The sequence below is a fragment of the Sphingobacterium sp. E70 genome, from assembly GCF_019285695.1.
GTDB classification, from domain to species: Bacteria; Bacteroidota; Bacteroidia; order Sphingobacteriales; family Sphingobacteriaceae; genus Sphingobacterium; species Sphingobacterium detergens.
The window spans coordinates 4,163,204-4,181,367 of sequence record NZ_CP079104.1; the positions used below are offsets into that span (position 1 = coordinate 4,163,204).

21 protein-coding genes and 3 pseudogenes are annotated in these 18,164 nt (G+C 40.6%); 16 read left to right on the forward strand and 8 right to left on the reverse strand.

Annotated features, from left to right (window positions below; translation table 11 throughout):
* Positions 1 to 86 precede the first annotated feature (86 nt).
* From KUH03_RS29275 to gpmI, 7 genes and pseudogenes are all read right to left on the reverse strand, one after another.
* Positions 87 to 512, reverse strand: a complete 426-nt coding sequence (locus KUH03_RS29275; RefSeq protein ID WP_373564508.1) for a hypothetical protein — start codon at positions 510 to 512, stop codon at positions 87 to 89.
* Positions 513 to 571: 59 nt separating this feature from the next.
* Positions 572 to 1,066 carry a TonB-dependent receptor gene (locus KUH03_RS29280; protein WP_257087913.1) on the reverse strand — a complete coding sequence of 165 codons (495 nt, stop codon included), beginning with the start codon at positions 1,064 to 1,066 and terminating at the stop codon, positions 572 to 574.
* Between the two features lie 229 nt (positions 1,067 to 1,295).
* The gene (locus tag KUH03_RS29285; RefSeq protein WP_257087914.1) at positions 1,296 to 2,081 is read right to left on the reverse strand and encodes a TonB-dependent receptor; all 786 of its coding nucleotides are present in this window, start codon (positions 2,079 to 2,081) and stop codon (positions 1,296 to 1,298) included.
* Between the two features lie 47 nt (positions 2,082 to 2,128).
* On the reverse strand, positions 2,129 to 2,380 hold the full coding sequence (locus KUH03_RS29290) for a carboxypeptidase-like regulatory domain-containing protein (protein WP_257087915.1): 252 nt from the start codon (positions 2,378 to 2,380) through the stop codon (positions 2,129 to 2,131).
* Positions 2,364 to 2,561 carry a hypothetical protein gene (locus KUH03_RS29295; protein ID WP_257087916.1) on the reverse strand — a complete coding sequence of 66 codons (198 nt, stop codon included), beginning with the start codon at positions 2,559 to 2,561 and terminating at the stop codon, positions 2,364 to 2,366. The genes KUH03_RS29290 and KUH03_RS29295 overlap by 17 nt, the downstream gene beginning before the upstream one ends.
* Before the next feature lie 737 nt (positions 2,562 to 3,298).
* Positions 3,299 to 3,520: a hypothetical protein gene (locus KUH03_RS29300; protein WP_257087917.1), complete on the reverse strand. Its 222-nt coding sequence runs from the start codon at positions 3,518 to 3,520 to the stop codon at positions 3,299 to 3,301.
* Positions 3,521 to 3,671: 151 nt separating this feature from the next.
* Positions 3,672 to 5,179 (reverse strand): annotated as a pseudogene (gpmI, locus tag KUH03_RS29305) (2,3-bisphosphoglycerate-independent phosphoglycerate mutase).
* A gap of 273 nt (positions 5,180 to 5,452) precedes the next feature.
* On the opposite strand from gpmI, the gene KUH03_RS29310 reads away from it, so the two are divergent.
* The 5 genes and pseudogenes from KUH03_RS29310 (at position 5,453) to KUH03_RS29330 (ending at position 8,422) form a co-directional block, all read left to right on the forward strand.
* Complete coding sequence (locus KUH03_RS29310) at positions 5,453 to 5,836, forward strand: DUF4783 domain-containing protein (protein ID WP_167457247.1); 384 nt, start codon at positions 5,453 to 5,455, stop codon at positions 5,834 to 5,836.
* A gap of 76 nt (positions 5,837 to 5,912) precedes the next feature.
* Positions 5,913 to 6,769: pseudogene (gene nadC / locus KUH03_RS29315) on the forward strand (carboxylating nicotinate-nucleotide diphosphorylase).
* A 16-nt stretch (positions 6,770 to 6,785) separates the two neighbouring features.
* A pseudogene (gene plsY / locus KUH03_RS29320) lies at positions 6,786 to 7,456 on the forward strand (glycerol-3-phosphate 1-O-acyltransferase PlsY).
* Between the two features lie 365 nt (positions 7,457 to 7,821).
* Entirely contained in the window at positions 7,822 to 8,217 is a 396-nt protein-coding gene (locus KUH03_RS29325) for a M48 family metallopeptidase (RefSeq protein WP_257087918.1), read from the forward strand.
* Positions 8,189 to 8,422: a M48 family metalloprotease gene (locus tag KUH03_RS29330; protein WP_257087919.1), complete on the forward strand. Its 234-nt coding sequence runs from the start codon at positions 8,189 to 8,191 to the stop codon at positions 8,420 to 8,422. Before KUH03_RS29325 ends, KUH03_RS29330 begins: the two co-directional genes overlap by 29 nt.
* 64 nt (positions 8,423 to 8,486) lie before the next feature.
* On the opposite strand, the gene KUH03_RS29335 is transcribed toward KUH03_RS29330, so the two are convergent.
* Positions 8,487 to 8,765, reverse strand: a complete 279-nt coding sequence (locus KUH03_RS29335; RefSeq protein ID WP_257087920.1) for a hypothetical protein — start codon at positions 8,763 to 8,765, stop codon at positions 8,487 to 8,489.
* A gap of 665 nt (positions 8,766 to 9,430) precedes the next feature.
* Here KUH03_RS29335 and KUH03_RS29340 point away from each other — a divergent pair.
* The 11 genes from KUH03_RS29340 to KUH03_RS29385 all read left to right on the forward strand — a co-directional run bounded on the left by KUH03_RS29340 (position 9,431) and on the right by KUH03_RS29385 (position 17,920).
* Positions 9,431 to 10,372, forward strand: coding sequence for a carboxypeptidase-like regulatory domain-containing protein (locus KUH03_RS29340; protein WP_257087921.1), 942 nt, complete (start codon positions 9,431 to 9,433; stop codon positions 10,370 to 10,372).
* Between the two features lie 41 nt (positions 10,373 to 10,413).
* On the forward strand, positions 10,414 to 11,502 hold the full coding sequence (locus KUH03_RS29345) for a TonB-dependent receptor domain-containing protein (protein ID WP_257087922.1): 1,089 nt from the start codon (positions 10,414 to 10,416) through the stop codon (positions 11,500 to 11,502).
* 5 nt (positions 11,503 to 11,507) lie between these two features.
* Positions 11,508 to 12,863, forward strand: coding sequence for a hypothetical protein (locus tag KUH03_RS29350; protein ID WP_257087923.1), 1,356 nt, complete (start codon positions 11,508 to 11,510; stop codon positions 12,861 to 12,863).
* 120 nt (positions 12,864 to 12,983) lie between these two features.
* A complete protein-coding gene (locus KUH03_RS29355) occupies positions 12,984 to 13,580 on the forward strand; it encodes a hypothetical protein (RefSeq protein ID WP_257087924.1) in 597 nt (198 codons plus the stop codon).
* An 828-nt stretch (positions 13,581 to 14,408) separates the two neighbouring features.
* Positions 14,409 to 14,690: an allophanate hydrolase subunit 1 gene (locus KUH03_RS29360; protein WP_257097425.1), complete on the forward strand. Its 282-nt coding sequence runs from the start codon at positions 14,409 to 14,411 to the stop codon at positions 14,688 to 14,690.
* Complete coding sequence (gene pxpB / locus KUH03_RS29365; protein WP_306429823.1) at positions 14,651 to 15,061, forward strand: 5-oxoprolinase subunit PxpB; 411 nt, start codon at positions 14,651 to 14,653, stop codon at positions 15,059 to 15,061. The genes KUH03_RS29360 and pxpB overlap by 40 nt, the downstream gene beginning before the upstream one ends.
* Positions 15,051 to 15,863: a biotin-dependent carboxyltransferase family protein gene (locus tag KUH03_RS29370; protein ID WP_257087926.1), complete on the forward strand. Its 813-nt coding sequence runs from the start codon at positions 15,051 to 15,053 to the stop codon at positions 15,861 to 15,863. The genes pxpB and KUH03_RS29370 overlap by 11 nt, the downstream gene beginning before the upstream one ends.
* Positions 15,864 to 15,998: 135 nt before the next feature.
* A complete protein-coding gene (locus KUH03_RS29375) occupies positions 15,999 to 16,682 on the forward strand; it encodes a 5-oxoprolinase subunit PxpA (RefSeq protein ID WP_306429215.1) in 684 nt (227 codons plus the stop codon).
* A complete protein-coding gene (locus KUH03_RS46980) occupies positions 16,672 to 16,755 on the forward strand; it encodes a hypothetical protein (RefSeq protein WP_306429824.1) in 84 nt (27 codons plus the stop codon). The genes KUH03_RS29375 and KUH03_RS46980 overlap by 11 nt, the downstream gene beginning before the upstream one ends.
* Positions 16,752 to 17,360 carry a divalent metal cation transporter gene (locus tag KUH03_RS29380; protein WP_257087927.1) on the forward strand — a complete coding sequence of 203 codons (609 nt, stop codon included), beginning with the start codon at positions 16,752 to 16,754 and terminating at the stop codon, positions 17,358 to 17,360. Before KUH03_RS46980 ends, KUH03_RS29380 begins: the two co-directional genes overlap by 4 nt.
* Positions 17,357 to 17,920, forward strand: coding sequence for a divalent metal cation transporter (locus KUH03_RS29385; RefSeq protein ID WP_257087928.1), 564 nt, complete (start codon positions 17,357 to 17,359; stop codon positions 17,918 to 17,920). Before KUH03_RS29380 ends, KUH03_RS29385 begins: the two co-directional genes overlap by 4 nt.
* Positions 17,921 to 18,164 lie beyond the last annotated feature (244 nt).

Sequence of the window (18,164 nt, forward strand, 5' to 3'; positions counted from 1 at the left end):
AGAATTCGGACATTATTTTTAGAGGAAGTCTCAAAATATTACTTAGCACATTTGCCAAATCTGCCTTTTGGTAAAATTTCGGCGCTTTATTTTTTTATGCTAAGTGGGAGGTAGATTCCAAAAGTAACGTTCCTGCCCATATTATAAACGCCATAAGTAGGATTTTCTTGCGATAATCTTCCCGGACGTAGTCTACTTAAAGCATCGTAATAACGCTTGTTGGTGAGATTAGAGGCAGTCGCGTACAGCTTCACTTGTTGTTTTCCTAAATGTAAGGTAGTGCCTATTCCAGCATTGATCAATGAATACGAATCTGCTGCTGTCTCAAAAGTTTCGTCAACGCGATTCTGTTTAAAATAATTGTCTAAACCTACCGATACATAAAAAGCATGTAATCCATTTATTTTGGGCTCAAGGCGTAGTGTGTTGTGTAAAACACCTGCCGGAATCAATGCTAAGGGCCTATCAAAAGTCCTGTTTTGTGCATGGGTATAGGTAAAGGTGTTGTCCAAGTGTACCCAGTTTAGCGGATGGAAGTTTAGACTTCCCTCAAAACCATAAAGATTGGCATTTACCTGACCGTAACGATAAACATCATAAGTCTGTTCATTATTGTCCTCATCAACGATGGTTTTTGTATCGCCCTTTTTGCTGAAGCATAGATAAAATTATGAATATAATTTTCATAGATCCCGATACTACCGGTGACGATGCTATGTCCAAATTCTAGGGTTGCATCCGCTTGGAAGCTACGTTCTGCTTTCAGATTTTCATTACCGATTTCATAGCGTGATGTACCTTCGTGTACACCGTTAGAACCCAATTCTGCCGGGTTAGGTGCTCTGAAGGCAGATCCGGCATTTGCTTTGAAGTTGAAATCTTCGCTGAAACTATGTGTAAAACCTAAAGCACCGCTAATATTGCTGAATTTATTTTTAAAACCCGGAAATTGCTCCTCATCCTCAACGAAAAGCTGTTTGCCCTTGCTATTGACATAATCGTAGCGTAGTCCCATATTGAACGTGTTATCGCCCCAGGTTTTCTTGGCATAACCAAAAACGCCCAATTCGACCTGGTCATAAGCAGGAATCAGAAATTCAACACCTTTGTTGACACTATGCTCCTGACTAGCACTGATACCAACGACATGCTGCCAGCCGTTTCTTTCAGCGAGGTAATATTTCGCGTCAAGTGAGTAGGTATTTAAATCAAAAAATAGGAAGGCGTCGCTTCTTCAAGTTCGCGACGTTGATTTTTCTGGTAGCCTAGGTCCAGTTTTAAATTTCCTGAGCCGATTACAAAATTATTATTGAGTGCGAGTTTATAATGGCGGATATCCTGTTTGGGGAAATCCAATGTCCGGCTTTTAGATTCATTGTATAATGGATCGCCGACTTCACCATCGTAAAAACCAATATTATTTTTGAGGTAGGAAAATTAAGGTGTGAATATCCCCATTGCTTATTTAAACCCAGCATACCACTGAAGCTGGTATTATTAAAACCACTATTGATATAGCGCCCTGCTGGTGTATTGTAGGAATACGCATTTTGATAAGATCCACGTCCGCGCCATACAAAGCCGTTTTCATTGCCTGTAAGCATCAGCGAGTTGTTGGTGAGTCCATTGTTGGTTGAATAACTAGATAGCAGTTCACCTTTTATTTCACCTGCAGTGGGAACGCTGGGCTCGAGGATATTAATCACACCGCCGATGGCATCAGATCCGTACATCAACGAAGCTGCTCCCCGAAGTACCTCTACCCGGTCGGGCTGATTTTGGTCGATCTCGATACCATGTTCGTCACCCCATTGTTGGCCCATTTGCTTCACACCATCATTGACGGTGACAACACGGTTATAACCAAGACCGCGGATGACAGGTTTGGAAATACCTTGTCCTGTTGTAATCTGACTTAAGCCAGGTACCTGACGGGCTAGTGCGTCGATCAGATTTGTCGCACCACCCTGTAATTCGTCTTTGGAAATAACAGAGACAGAGGTACTGTTGCGACGGCTTTGCGCAGTCACAAGGGTACCTGTAACCACCACCTCATTTGTCTCGATTATACTTTCTGTCAACGCGAAATCGACCGATACATCTGCTGATGTCAGATCTATAGTTTTGATCAGCGATTGGTACCCAATAAAACGTACTTCGACAAGATAACGTCCACTCGAGGGCAGTGATTTGAATGTATAACGCCCTGTTGATCCGAAGACGTACTTGAGCGGAGTTGGAGCAAAGATATGGTCGCTCCCGCGATGGGTTGATTTGTTTTTGAATCTGTCACCTTACCCGATATGGTCGCAGCGTTAACCGTGAATAGAAGGAAATAGCAGACAAGCATACATATGCCGCCTTTAATTTTGAGTTTCATCTGTAAATATTTTTATGCCATCAATAGATGGTGCCATCCAAATGATAGCCTGTCGCATTAAAATTGCTTTTTCATCAGTCATGAAAAATAACCTGTTCAATACGGAGAAATCATCATTGAATTGCTTGATTGTTAAATTAAGAGGAAAATCCATTATGAATTCGCCAGTAGCAATCACCAAAATTTTGGTTCTTTGTTTCCTGATCATAGTAAACAAGGCTTTCCATAAAAGCTTTGTTGTCGCATCGTGGATGAAATTTAACAAATGGGGGACCGCGATTGCCAGATAGCAATGCACTGATCATTTGGTCACTGGGAACAAAGAAACCAAATGTTATTTCCCGTTCAGGAAGAGAAATTTCATGTTGGCTAAAATGAAAGAGTAACTGCGGGTGTGAATTTTGGTCGCAAATAGAACATTTTGGATGGTCCGCATGATGTTTTTTGGGACTGCAGTCCACTATAGTTAATGCCGGCGACTCATGGGAATGGGTATAGACAATGAACTGACCGATTAGAAAGGTCATTAAAAGCGTTAACGCTGCTAATTTGTTCAATGAAATATTGCGCACTTTACTTTTTTTTCTATACGAGGCCTTTGCAGGCCATTAATGAGGCAAAGATAAGAAAAATAATAAATAAAGCAATGATGTTGCATTTCTTTATTTGTATTGGGAATAAAAAAATGTCTTTATGAATGGGTATAAAGACATTTTTCGGCATGAGTTTTTTTTTGATTGTACAAATCGCCCAATAATTTCATATTGGTTTGCATCGAGTCCTTGTACATCCTGGAGTTTTACAATACTGTACAATGAATCGATATAATAATCCAGTTTTTCCTCACTATCATAAAGAGAGTTTGCGATCTTTTTATCGATCTGGATATGTTTAACCTTTTCGTTTTTACGATCAAACTCAATTCGGAGTTTTTGTATCTGCAGTTCTTTCTTTTTGGCAGTAAATTCCGTTACACAATCTACGGCTTTGACATCGTAGAGCGGGATCAAAATTTTTGCTGATATCCGCAGACTGGAAAGCTGAAAGTTCATTTTTCCAGTTTTCAATTTTGAGCTCACGTTGTTCCTTTTCACCGTCTTTGTTGACGGATTTTAACACCGAAGGGTTGAGTTGCTGCAAGCGTTGTGCTTCGGCGCTGAAAAAGAGTCTACCGAAAAGATATCCGTCGTTTTTTTAGCTTTCTGTTGGCCTGAGGGGAGCTACAGCTCAAAAAAGTAGCGCACTTCCCACCAATAGTGGAAGTGCGCTGCTTACTTTTTTATATAAATTCTTATTCTGATACCAATACATTTCCTGTCATTTCAACGGGGATATCCACGCCCAAAAGTTTGAGAACGGTTGGAGCGATATCACCCAATTTACCATCTGCGATTTTTTTGTAGTGATCATCAATCAAGATACAAGGAACCAAATTGGTTGTATGCGCCGTATTTGGTGATCCATCTTCATTGACCATAAATTCTGAATTACCGTGATCAGCCAAGATGATAAATGAATAACCATTTTTCAATCCTGTTTCCACCACTGTTTTTGTGCATTGATCTACTGTTTCTACTGCTTTTACGACAGCCTCAAATACACCAGTATGGCCTACCATATCTGGATTTGCAAAATTGAGACAGATAAAGTCAGGCTGAAGAGTTTCCATATCATTGACTATTGCTTCAGTGATTCCATGTGCAGACATTTCAGGTTGAAGATCGTAAGTAGCCACTTTCGGAGAAGGGACCAAAAGACGGTTCTCACCTTCGAATTGCTGTTCACGGCCACCCGAAAAGAAGAATGTCACGTGTGGATATTTTTCAGTTTCGGCAATACGGGTCTGTGTTTTATGATTGGCTTCCAACACTTCACCCAAGGTATTTGTCAGGTTATCTTTTTGGAAAACAACACGCACATTTTTGAAGGTTTCGTCATAGGCTGTTAGTGTGACATAGTACAGGTTCAATGGTACAAGATCATACTCAGGGAAAGCTTTCTGTGTCAGTGCAATGCTGATTTCGCGACCACGGTCTGTTCTGAAATTGTAACAGAAGACCACATCACCTTCCTGGATTGTTGCTACGGCAGTACCATCTTCATTGACCAAGGCGATTGGTTTAACAAATTCGTCTGTTACTCCAGCATCGTATGATTTTTGGATTGCAGCAACCAGGTCATTGGTTTTTTCACCTTCGGCTTTCACCAAAAGATCATAAGCCAACTTAACGCGTTCCCATCTGTTGTCACGGTCCATCGCGTAATATCTACCAATGGCAGAAGCGAATGTGCCTGAAGTCGTTTTTAGATATTCTTGTAGATCTTTAACATAGCCTATTCCCGAATTAGGGTCAGTATCACGACCATCCAGAAAAGCATGAATGAAGACCTGCTCACTGTTTAGTCCAGCATGTTTGGCGGCATCACAAAGACCTTTAAGGTGCTTGGTGTGTGCATGTACACCACCATCCGAAAGCAATCCGATAAAGTGTACTTTTTATTATTTTCAAGCGCATACTTAAATGCATCCTGGATAACGATATCTGTGTTGAATACGCCATCATTTACCGCTTTGTGGATACGTCCTAATTCTTGATAGACAACTCTTCCGGCGCCAAGATTCATGTGGCCAACCTCAGAGTTACCCATCTGTCCATCAGGAAGGCCAACGGCTTCACCAGAAGCTTCCAGACTTGAATTTGGGTATGTTTCCAATAAATGATCTAAAAATGGGGTATTTGCAGCTTCAACTGCATTTGATTTATCATGTTTTCCGTATCCTAGTCCGTCTAGGATCATGAGTGCAACTTTTTCTTATTCATCGTATAACAAAGATAACCTTAATTTTAGAATCTATCAATGCGTCTTTAAAATCTTCCCTTGTTTATATGCAATAATTTTATAGGTTTGTGGCATAGTTTATGTTTGGTATAAACTATGCTACCTAATGATTGATTACATCTATTGTGGAAACTGTTCTGTCTTATTTTGAGCTATATGAAACTTTTAAGCTATTGCGTATTTATATTTGTTTATAGTCTTTTTATACACACTAACGCCTCAGGGCATCTTTTGAAAGATTTAAACTATTCATCACAGCCTGTTGTACGGGAAGGAGAGGAGTCTTTGGGAAGTATTTCCGAAGAACTTAAAACGTATTTAAGGGAAGGGAATGCCAAGAATATCGCGAAGTATTTTGGTTCCAATCTGACCTTGTCCCTATTGGGAGAAAATGGTGTGTATACCAAATATCAATCCGAGATTATGTTGGGCACATTTTTTAACCAACATAAACCCAAGACCGTTAAACTGACCCAAGCGAGTAATGCAAACAATGGTTATCAATATTTCACCTTTTCATTAGCGACAGAACAAGCCAATTACCGGGTATTTATCAAGATAAGTGCGGGATCCAATAGTCAGACAATAGAAGAACTTCGGATCGATAAAAGTTAGGTCAGACGCTATTTTTTTATCATTCTATTTTTCGATTAAAAAATTATTCCACATCTTAGCCCAATAAATTGTATTTATGGAGAAGGAAATCAAGGATTATTTGGCGCAGTTTGTAAAACAATCAGTCGCGGAAGATCTCGGAGATGGTGATCATACCTCTTTATCCACGATAGAGGTGGGGGCACAAGGAGAGGCAAAACTGATTGTTAAGGACGACGGTATTTTGGCAGGCGTAGCGGTTGCGCAAGCGATCATGAGTTACATCGATGAAACCTTGATCTGTGAGGTATTTATTCCTGATGGAAGCCAGGTAAAAGTTGGTGATATCGCGTTTTATGTTCGCGGAAATATCCAGAGTATTCTACTGGCAGAGCGTTTGGTATTGAATGTGATGCAACGTATGAGTGGTATAGCGACGACAACCCAAAAATATGTGGAGCTGTTGAAAGGTACGGATACGCAGGTATTGGATACCCGTAAGACAACACCTTTACTTCGGGTATTGGAGAAAGAAGCGGTCAAAATAGGTGGCGGTACCAACCACCGGTTTGGATTATTCGATATGATTCTGATCAAAGATAATCATGTGGATTATAGCGGTGGGATTGTATCGGCGTTGACACGCGCAAATGACTATCGAAAGAAATTAAATAAACCAATTGAAATAGAAATAGAGGTCCGAAATTTTGCGGAACTTGACGAAGTTCTTAACTTTGGCGAAGTGGACCGAATCATGTTGGATAATTTTTCACCTGCGGATGTGGCTAAAGCTGTTAAAATTATCGATCATCGATTTAAGACAGAAGCTTCTGGGGAATAACATTTGAAACTATTCGGGCCTATGCAGAGGCTGGAGTAGACTATATCTCGGTGGGTGCTTTGACACATAGTGTCAAGAGCTTAGATCTTAGTCTGAAAGCCAAATTATTATAAGAACTGATTTAATTTAATGATATCGATTTATTTAGTAATTGCAGTATTACTAGCTTATTTGTTTGGTTCTATACCTACAGCAGTTTGGTTGGGTCAGGCATTTTATGGCGTAGATGTTCGTGAGTATGGGAGTGGTAATGCTGGAGCGACTAACACCTTTCGCGTATTAGGACCGCGTGCCGGCTCCATCGTGATGTTTGTAGATATATTCAAGGGTTGGACAGCAACGAATCTCGCCTATCTGATTGAGTTGGGCCAAAATACCAGTGATGTTCAGTTTGTTAATTTTCAGTTGGCCTTGGGAGTGATTGCGGTAATAGGTCACCTATTCCCTGTATTTGCGGGCTTCCGGGGGGGAGGAAAGGGGTAGCGACATTGTGTGGGATGATTTTGGCGATACATACACCGGCAGCTTTAGTTTGTGTATCCGTATTTATCATTATCCTATTGACGACACATTACGTGTCCCTAAGTTCAATTTCGGCCGGTTTTGCTTTTCCATTTAGCTTGGCATTTATTTTTAAGACTACCATTCCTTCGGTTTTGCTTTATGGCATCGCCATCTGTACCCTGCTATTAATTACCCATCAAAAGAATATTGAGCGCCTGCTAAAGGACATGAATCCAAGATTTATCTATTCAAGAAAAAAACAAGGCAAAAGAATAGGCACAATAATTGCATCCTAAAAAAGTATTTAAGAGATTATTATGAAATAGCTGCGCTGGAAAAAACAGAGAACCTGCCAAATCTAGCCCGAACATTCCATACAACATTAAAAACGAGACTGGGCCTATGAGCTCATGAATGCAATTGAAACAAACACAGATGAATAATAAGATACATATGAAAAGCATGTTTAAATATTCGGCTATCGTAATGGCCTGTGTGGCACTGGCATCGGGGTTGTCAGGTTGTGCTACTTCAGCTGTTACTGGAAAAAATATTTGAAACTGGTCAGTGCTGACCAGGTCAACCAACAGGCTGCACTGGCTTACAAAGATTTCTTGTCAAAAATAATACAAAAGTTATTACCGGTACGGCTGATGCGGCAATGGTAAAACGTGTGGGTAACCGTTTGGCAACAGCTGTCAATCAATACTTGCAGAGCAAAGGCATCGCCAATAAATATAATTTCAATTGGGAATTTAACCTGGTGAAAAGTGATGATGTAAATGCCTGGTGTATGCCTGGTGGAAAAGTGGCTGTGTATACAGGGATACTTCAAGTAACGCGTACCGAGGCTGGTATGGCGACAGTAATGGGACACGAAATTGCCCACGCTATTGAAGAGCACTCCGTAGCACAGGCGTCCAACCAAATGGCTTTACAAATGGGCGGTCAGATTCTGGGCTCAGCAGCAGGAATGACTGGAAGCAGTTCCTTGGAATTTTTAACAATCTGTATGGTTTGGGGGAAGCTTGGCTCAGTTAAAGTTCTCACGCAGTGATGAATCTTCTGCAGATCAGGCAGGATTAATTATCATGGCATTGGCCGGTTACGATCCGAATGAAGCTATTGGATTTTGGAAGCGCATGGCAGCGGGCAGTCAAAAAGGACAACCAGAGTTCTTGAGCACTCACCCAAGCGATGCGAGACGTATTGCCGATATTGAGAAGCAGATTCCGAATGCAATGCGGTATTACAAAAAGTAAAAACGTAATTTAACTATAATAAAAGGGAGCATTTGCTCCTTTTTTGTTTCAGTTGTATATTACGCTACACGCCAGCGATTGCGTCGGAGATACCTAATATAATGCCTACGACAAGTCCCAGGAAATTAAATCCGATGGTGATGATGGCTATGATCCCGATGAATTTATAATGTTTCTTTAAAGCTTCGAGACAGAGCTCAAGTTGGATGCTATCGCGGTTTTCGATAGCTTTTTTTGCTTTGGATCCAAAATTATAGAGGAAATAGATCGGGAGGCAGGAGAAAGCCATCATCAGCAGGTAAAGTATACCAAAGGTTGATATTGTGCTGGCGGATATATTCACCTTGATCTAGAGATAGAGCACTTGCCCCGAACATCAGGCTAATCATGGTTATGGCCGATAACCCAATAAGTATAAAACAGAGAATAGCCAAAAAAATAGCCCATTTAGCTGCTGAAGCTAAGAAAGAAAGCCCTGCTGGAGACAACTTAATGTCTGCGGGTTCCTGAAAAGAAGAATTTTGAATACCGACTTCCATGAAAAAAGTGAATTATAAAGGTGTGCGAATTTCTAAAAAGTTCTCCGTTTTTAAAAACAGATTTTTAAAGAAACCAGTTCGAACGGACAATAGTTTATAGTTTTTAAATAAATACAAGGCACAGTAGCGCAATTGCTACAAAAAAACGAGTTGATTAATAAAATTCTCGGTTGAAAGAAAGTTAATGAATTTTTTTAAAAAAGCTCAAGTTGGGAATGGAAGAATGTTGTTACAAATAAATCGGAGCGATTGACTGTGGAAAACTATTTTATATAGACTTGGTTCTTTGGAAATGGTGGTTTAAAAGGTGTTATAACGTTTTTTTCTTTAAAAATTATATAGGAAGATAAGAATTTCTTCCTGTATAGTATGAAGTGTATGTGCTGTAGTGTGTTAAGTTTATATTAAGTCCTTTGTTATTTGAAATCTCTTAGTAATTTTGCTTAACATTTTTAACAAATCACATTATATGAAAAGATCTTTACTCTTTTTTGCACTTGTTATGGCTAGTTATGGTGCTGTACAAGCTCAGGTTACTACAAGTAGTATGACTGGTATAGTAACGCAAACGAGTGGAAGTACTACACAGGGCGCAACAATTAAAGCTATTCACGTACCTTCAGGAACAGTTTATTCCGGTTCTGCTAATGCCGCAGGGAGGTTTAACTTGGCAAACATGCGTGTTGGCGGTCCTTACAAAATTGAAGTTACATATGTTGGTCAACAGCCAGTGACTTACGATGACATTTATCTTCAATTGGGGCAGCCATTTGTTTTAAATCCTGTGTTTGGAGAAAATGCAACTACTTTACAAGAAGTAACCGTAACAGGTCAGGTGAGACGAACTCAAAAGACGGGAGCATCGACGAGTATTGGCCAAAAGCAATTGCAGGAATTGCCTCAAGTAGAGCGTAGTATAACAGAGTTTATGCGTTTGACACCTCAGGCTAATGGTAATTCATTTGCAGGAAGAGACGCAAGATATAATAACTTACAAATCGATGGGGCTAACTTTAATAATGGATTTGGTTTAAGTGGTGGGCCTATTCCAGGTGGAAACTCTCAGCCCATTTCATTAGATGCGATCGAAGCTATTTCGGTCAATATAGCTCCTTTCGACGTTACACAATCTGGTTTTACAGGAGCAGGTATTAATGCTGTTACCAAAAGCGGAACGAACAAAATAACTGGTACAGCATACTATTTTCTTCAAAACCAAAGCTTACAAGGAAGAAAGATTGATGATATAACATTAGATAAAGTTGATGCTGCAAAGAAGAATTTTGGTTTTAGCTTAGGTGGGCCAATAATTAAAGATAAATTATTCCTTTTTGTTAATGCTGAACGTGAGGAGGCGACAGGGGGAATGCTTCTGGAGCAAATTTATGGAAAGCTTCTGAAGACGGAGTAGCTGATCCCGCTAATAATATTGCTAGAACAAAACGTTCGGATTTGGATGCTGTACGTAATCATTTAATTAATCAATGGGGCTACGATCCCGGTCGGTATGAAGGATATGCGAACGAAGCAAAGGAAGGTAGTACAAAATTCTTAGCAAGATTAGACTGGAATATTAATGAGGTTCATAAGTTTGCATTACGTTACAATCAAGTAGTTGGGAATTCCATGCAGGTTGCAAATGCAAACTCGGGACCAAGACCTAGAGCAGATTTTGATTCATATGCTCGTGTAGGTCAAAATTCCATCACTTTTGAAAATGGTAATTATGCATTTAAGAATGTGGTAAGATCAATCACAGCGGAATTGAATAGTAATTTTACTTCAAGATTAAGTAACCAATTTTTAGCAACATATACTAGGATTCAGGATACGAGAAGTACCCCAAGCGATCAATTATTCCCATTTGTGGATATTGGTGATGGAAGTCATCAGCAATTTTTGGATAATCCTGCTAATGCAGGTAAGCAGCCAGGTTTCTATAACAACTATATGAGTTTTGGTACAGAGTTATTCTCTTACAATAATGATGTTGTTAATAATAATTATTCGTTTATCAATAACTTAAATTTACAAGCTGATAAACATAATTTTACATTTGGTGCTGCTTTCGAAATTCAAAATTATGGTAATAGTTATACCCGAATGGGTACATCATACTACCGTTATAATTCAGTTGAGGATTTTCTTTCCACAGGTGGCCCTAATGAAAAAGCGCCAATTATGTTTGGTCTTACATATCCATATGAGGGGCAGGATACTTATTCCCGTGTAAATTTTGGGCTTGCATCTGTATATGCGCAAGACCGTTGGTCGGTATCGGATAACTTGACCTTGACTTATGGCTTGCGTGCAGAATTACCTATCTACATGAATAAGTTGACCGCTAATCCATCAATCGATGCATTACGTTTATTAGATGTGAATGGTATGCCTAAAAATTATGATTCTGGTTTATGGCCTAAATCGAAATTATTAGTATCTCCACGTTTAGGTTTTAATTATGACGTGTTTAAAGATCGCTCTTTAGTTTTACGAGGCGGAACAGGATTTTCTCAGGACGTGTTCCATTTGTATGGTTAACTAATATGCCTACCAATGCAGGGGTATTGCAAAATGTTGTTGAACCTGGATCTTACAACGATGTCCAAGGATGGATCGGAAATGTTACATTTAATACAGATCCTTATTATCACTTAAATAATGTTCCTAAAGGAGCTGAAAATGTATTTATCAAAACGCCTAAAGATGGAGCTCCTAGTTCATTCGCTTTAGTCGACAGAGATTTCAAAATGCCAATGATATGGCGTACCAGCTTCGGCGCGGATTATCAAATTCCTAATACTCCGTTAGTTTTGACAGGAGATTTCTTATACACTAAAGATATAAATGCTGTATTCCAATTTGGAGCAAATCGAGTAACACCAAACACATTCTTAAATTATGGTTCATCGGGTGAAGTAGGTGATTATGGAGACAATAGAGTATTTTACCCTAAAGGTGTGCAAGCCTATAACTCTGCAATAGGAGCTAATAATGCAGTCGTATTGACTAATACTAATGTAAAAGGACACTCTATGAGTGCGACGTTAGGTGTGTCCGTTCCAAATTACAGAGGTTTTAGTGGAAGTTTATTTTACACCTATTCTGATTCCAAAGAAGTAACGGGTAATACTGGGTCAAATGCTAGCTCAGCATGGGGTGGCTCTGCTAATATCCACGGACCGAATGATCAATACTTATATCAGTCAGCATTTGCTGTTCCACACCGCTTGGTAGCAAATTTGAGCTATCGTTTTGAATATGCTAATCATTTATCGACTACTGTAGGTATTTATTATAATGGTTCTTCTCAAGGCAGATTCTCTTATACTTATGGAAACGACATTAATAATGATGGACAGAATGCTGATCTTATCTATTTGCCAAAAGAGATATCTTCATTGAAATTTCAAGAGTATTCAGTGAAATATGTGGATAATAATAAAGTCGAACATACCAAAACTTTTACAGAACAAGAACAACGAGCTGGTCTTGAAGCTTACATTAAAGAAAATGGGCTAGAATCGTATCGCGGAAAATACCTCCCTCGTAATGCTTTTTCTATGCCTTGGTTAAATCGTTTTGATGTACGTGTTCTTCAAGATTTATTCACTAATATTGGTTCACGCAAGCACAAATTACAATTAAGCGTAGACGTTATCAATTTTGGTAATTTATTGAATAAAAGTTGGGGTATCCAAAGTACCCTAACGCCAGCAAGACAATTTTTGAGTACTGCAGGAGCTGTACCAGCTGATGGTATTCCTACTTTCCGTATGCATGCGACAAATGATAGTTCAACGGGAGAAACTGGGCCATATTTATCAAAAACTCCATTCCGAAATGTAAGTGCTTTATCTACTACATGGAAGATGCAGGTTGGTGTAAGATATATATTTTAGTGTTTTAGACTACTATGATGTTTTTATCCCTGTCGCAAGACAGGGATTTTTTTGTATATATTAGTGAAACAAAGTGTCCCATTTTTGTTCGATAAATTATGTGCTCAAAAAAACTTAGTTATGAAAGCAAAATTTACGGAAGTCTTAAACGATACATTATCTTATTTTCTACTTGGAGATATTGAATTGCTGCACGATTACCAAGTGAAAAACGGTTTACCCAATGATCTTGCGACCGAATTTACAACAAAAGAAACAGGCGACTGGGTTGTCGAAGCGGGGATCATGATTCCTTTGTCACAGGTTGAAAATTTATCCTATACCATTATCTTTCTAACTGATGATGAAGCACCCGAACTATTGAAAGAGGGGAATGATCTTCAGATCCGGGAAGACGGATACATCTTGAACGTAGCGAACGGTAAGATCATGTTATTCACCTGGTGGATACTAAAAGATTTTACCGCAGAGAAAGTGAAAGAGCGGATCAAACACCAACATAAGTTTGGAAAACCTCAAGTTGAGCTGGAAAATGGTTGGTACAAGCTTAGTATACTTGCCGGACTCACACAGCAAGAAAGTTCTTTCAAAAATCAGGATGGAGAAACAATGTATATTACTGGGTTAGAACCTACGTTTGAATTTGTACTGACCAAATCAACTGCAAAAGATCAGTGTACTGCCGATATCTTTCGATCCTATAAAATAATGCAGTAGATTCTTTTGCTTCATATGTTTGAATAGCAATAGCTATACGGTGCTGCTTTAGACAAGAGGAGCGTTGGTTTTGCTCATGTAACACGGAAGATTGCTATATGGAGAAAACAGTCCGTAACAACCTGTTTTGTATAGGTAATTAGCTTGTGTTCAATAGAAAATAACAACTTTATCATTGAAATTCGAAACTTATTTTTCTTTCAGTTCCCGATTGATAGCTATAAATTTGTTCGAGACTTATTAATATATAGATTTGTCCAGGTTATCATGGACAATGATTTACTTTCTCTACCCTCCCAGGCAAAAAGAGTGATTAGAGGAAGTGTAAATGTCCGTAATTGTCTTCGTGTTTTGCAAAATATACTGAGCGATTGCGGGCGCTTGCTTTATTCAATAGACTTTTTCGCAAACAATCCAGTTATATATAAGTCATCTATCTCCCTCATCATTTCCTGACATAAGATTCTATTCCAAAGCTGTTTTTTTGCACATTTCCAGCGCTTTTTAAGTACGACCTAAATACAGATTTTACGTCACCGACCAACCCGATTGTCGGAAAAAGGTCGGCTTTCTCTGAAATATATTACGCAAATAGGGATTGTTAATCGGAAGCAATCGTGTTAATGTTGAATAATATCTGCCTAAAACTAGTCTGGGATTGAGGCAAATCTTGCGTTTTTCGTGAACTGATTTTTAAATTCTGTTGTTTGATTATCGTTTGGTATTTATAATCTTTGTATAGATTATAACATACAAATTATGGGAAGTTCCACGAGCAGTCTTTAGGTATAGCCTTGCCAAATTCCATCCGGCATTATCCCATGGGAGATCAGGCGATCGTCCTTTTTTGGTGATTCGCTTTCCGAAGCTGTCAATACACAGGTTCGTAAGGTCGTGGCCTGTATCGAAAACTGGTCGCAGCCAGGCGTTATTGAGTATGTTCCGGCCTATACAACAATCACGATATACTATGATCCGCTGACGATTACCTATCAGGGACTATTAGCTGCGTTACAAACAATCGTACAAGATATATCTGATGATCCGAAATATCAGGCTGTAAAAAGGAAATCCCCGTCTTTTACAATGGGGATGACCTCGCTTATGTAGCCCAATACAATGGGTTGACGGAAGAAGAAGTTATCCATATTCACAGTGCTCCGGAATACCGGGTATATATGATCGGTTTTGTTCCTGGATTTCCCTATTTGGGCGGTATGGACAGCAGGATCGCAACAGCAAGAAAAGAAGTACCCCGCTTGAAGATTGAGGCTGGAGCGGTGGGGATTGCGGGACAACAGACAGGAGTATACCCGATCGCGACCCCTGGAGGTTGGCAGATCATTGGGCATACGCCATTGCAGCTGTTTGACCTCAAACGTGAAAAACCCTCCTTGCTTGAAGTGGGGGATCTTGTGTGTTTTGTGCCAATCACTTATGATGAGTTTGTTCAACTAAAAGCAGCATCCTATGGGCATTAAGATCATCAGGGCGGGCATGTTGACTATGATACAGGACTTGGGACGCTATGGTCTACAGCGCTACGGTATGGCCGTTAGTGGGGCGATGGATAGCTATGCTTTACTGCTGGGCAACAGTATACTGGGAAATGAAGACAACGAAGCCGCAATAGAATGTACTATTATTGGTCCTACCATTTATTTCGAACAGGCACAGCTTATCGCTGTGACAGGGGCAGACCTGTCGCCCAAGGTTGATGGTCTGCCCTTACCAATGTGGAAACCTGTCTTGATTGAGGCTGGTTCACTGCTTTCTTTCGGGAGACCAAATTCGGGCAACCGGTCTTATATCTGTTTTCGGGGTGGACTTGATATCCCCGAAGTACTTGGCAGCAGATCAACTTATAGCAAGGGAGAAATAGGTGGCTGGCAAGGTCGGTCACTCAAAGAACAGGACCGGATTGCTTTCAACCATCCCTATGATAGTGGAGAAACCCAATTCTCCTGGAGCATTGACCCTGCGCTGTATCCAGACCTTTCTACTGGAGTCATCCGGGTGATGGACGGCCCACAGCGGGATGAGTTTGAAAGCAACTCACTGAAAAGCTTCTTTGCGGATGTGTTTACCATTAGCAAAAACTCGGATCGGATGGGATACCGCTTACAATCCAGACCGCTACAGCTCAAAGAACAAAGGGAACTTTTATCAACGGCGGTCACCTTTGGCAGTATACAGGTGCCACCGGATGGCAACGCAATTATTTTAATGGCTGACCATCCGACCACAGGCGGTTATCCGTCATTGGCCAGGTTGCTACTGTAGACCTTCCGCTCCTGGCGCAAAAGAACCCATCGGATATTATCCGTTTTGAACGGGTCGACCTGGATGAGGCCCAAAATTTATTGAAACAGCGGCATCAACAATTAATTAAACTGAAAAGTGCAATCGCATTGAAATATGAATAAGCAACTGACTATAGATTTAAATTGCGATATGGGCGAGAGTTTTGGCGCTTGGACAATGGGTAATGATGAGGCTATCCTGCCTTATATTTCCGCTGTCAATATTGCCTGTGGTTTTCATGCCGGAGATCCTTCGACTATGATGAAAACCATTCAGCTGGCCCTGAAATATAATGTCAAAATAGGCGCCCATCCCGGTTTTCAGGATCTGGTAGGTTTTGGAAGACGGGAGGTTCAGACTACAGCTCGGGAAGTTTACGAACTGGTCGTCTATCAGATTGGTGCACTTGCAGCATGTGCCAAGGTGCAACAGACAGCATTACGACATGTGAAGCCGCATGGCGCCCTCTATAATATGGCGGCGCGCAAACCTGAATTGGCCGATGCCGTCGCAGCAGCGATCTACGCGATCGATCCAAACCTCATCCTATATGGTCTTTCGGGCAGCGAACTCATTAACGCCGGTCGGAATAAAGGCTTGAAGGTATATAGTGAGGTCTTTGCCGACCGCACTTACCAACAGGATGGCACATTGACAGCAAGGTCGGATAAAAATGCGCTTATTCATGATCCTGAGCAGGCCGCGGAACAGGTGCTGCGAATGATCAGAACAGGAAAAGTGACTTCCTGCAAGGTAATGTGGTGGACATCAAGCCGATACCATCTGCCTGCATGGTGATAGCCCAGAAGCAGTACAATTTGCCAAGACAATCAACCAAACGTTAAAAAACCACGATATACTGATCCGATGAAACAAAGAAATACTTCAGCACTTATTGGTGCGGCATTGTTGATGGCGACATCGGCTATCGGTCCGGGCTTCCTGACACAAACGACGGTTTTCACAAAATCGCTGGGCGCGAGCTTTGGATTCGTGATTCTGGTATCCATCCTAATTGATATCGGGGTTCAGTTAAATATCTGGCGTGTGATCGCGGTATCCGAAATGAGGGCACAGGATATCGCGAACAAACTGTTGCCCGGATTGGGTGGTTTTATCTCGCTACTGATTATCCTCGGCGGTTTGGCATTCAATATTGGCAATGTCGCTGGAGCGGGACTGGGGTTGGAAGCCCTCTTTGGTGTAAATGTCATGACCGGAGCCTGTATCTCGGCATTTATTGCTATCGCTGTTTTCCTAAACAAACAGATAGGCAAAGCCATGGATCGCTTTACCCAGCTCATGGGGGCGATCATGATTTTAGCATTTATCTATATCACATTGATATCTTCGCCGCCACTGGGTGAGGCTGTAATTCGGACAGTTGCCCCGTCAAAGATTGACTTTGTTTCGATCATAACATTGGTAGGGGCACTGTCGGCGGATATATTACTTTTGCAGGTGGTCACCGCTTGATTGATGCTGGGGTAAAAGGATTTGATGCCTTACCGACCGTTAATAGAAGTGCCGTCATGGGGATATCTGTTGCTTCCCTAGTTAGGGTCTGTCTATTTTTGGCTGCCTTGGGTGTGCTGAGTCAGGGTTTGTTGATTGACGATGGTAATCCTACAGCCTCAGTTTTCCAGCTTGCGGCAGGCACTTTTGGCTATCGCCTGTTCGGGCTGGTCATGTTCGCAGCTTCGATTACCTCCATTATCGGTTCGGCTTATACTTCCGTTTCATTTATAAAAACATTCAATGCACGGATCGCAAAAAATGAAAATTGGATTATCATTGCTTTTATATTGATTTCCACCCTAATATTTGTTTTTGTTGGTAAGCCTGTCCATCTATTGATTATCGCTGGTGCAGTGAATGGTTTTATATTGCCGATCTCGTTGACCGTGATGTTGATAGCTGCCTACAAACCTGCTATTGTGGGCGTCTATAAACAACCGATCCTGCTGACATTGATTGGGGCAACGATCGTTGCGTTAATGGCGTTTATGAGCCTAAGGGTACTCATGGATCTGTAAGTCTTTCGAACGTCAGATCATAGTTTTCAGCATACAAGTGCCAATATCCTCAACTTTCCGTCGGGTATCCAATTTTGGAAAGAAAATCAGCTTGAAGCATTTGCAGGCGGGCTTTATCAAGGGAGACAGAAATCAAGTTGAAATTGTCGTTTGACACGTTAAATGAACTTTATATGTAAAATATTTTTATAACTTTCTGGTATCACGTATTTTAATTTGATCAATAATCCTTTTAAAATGATGA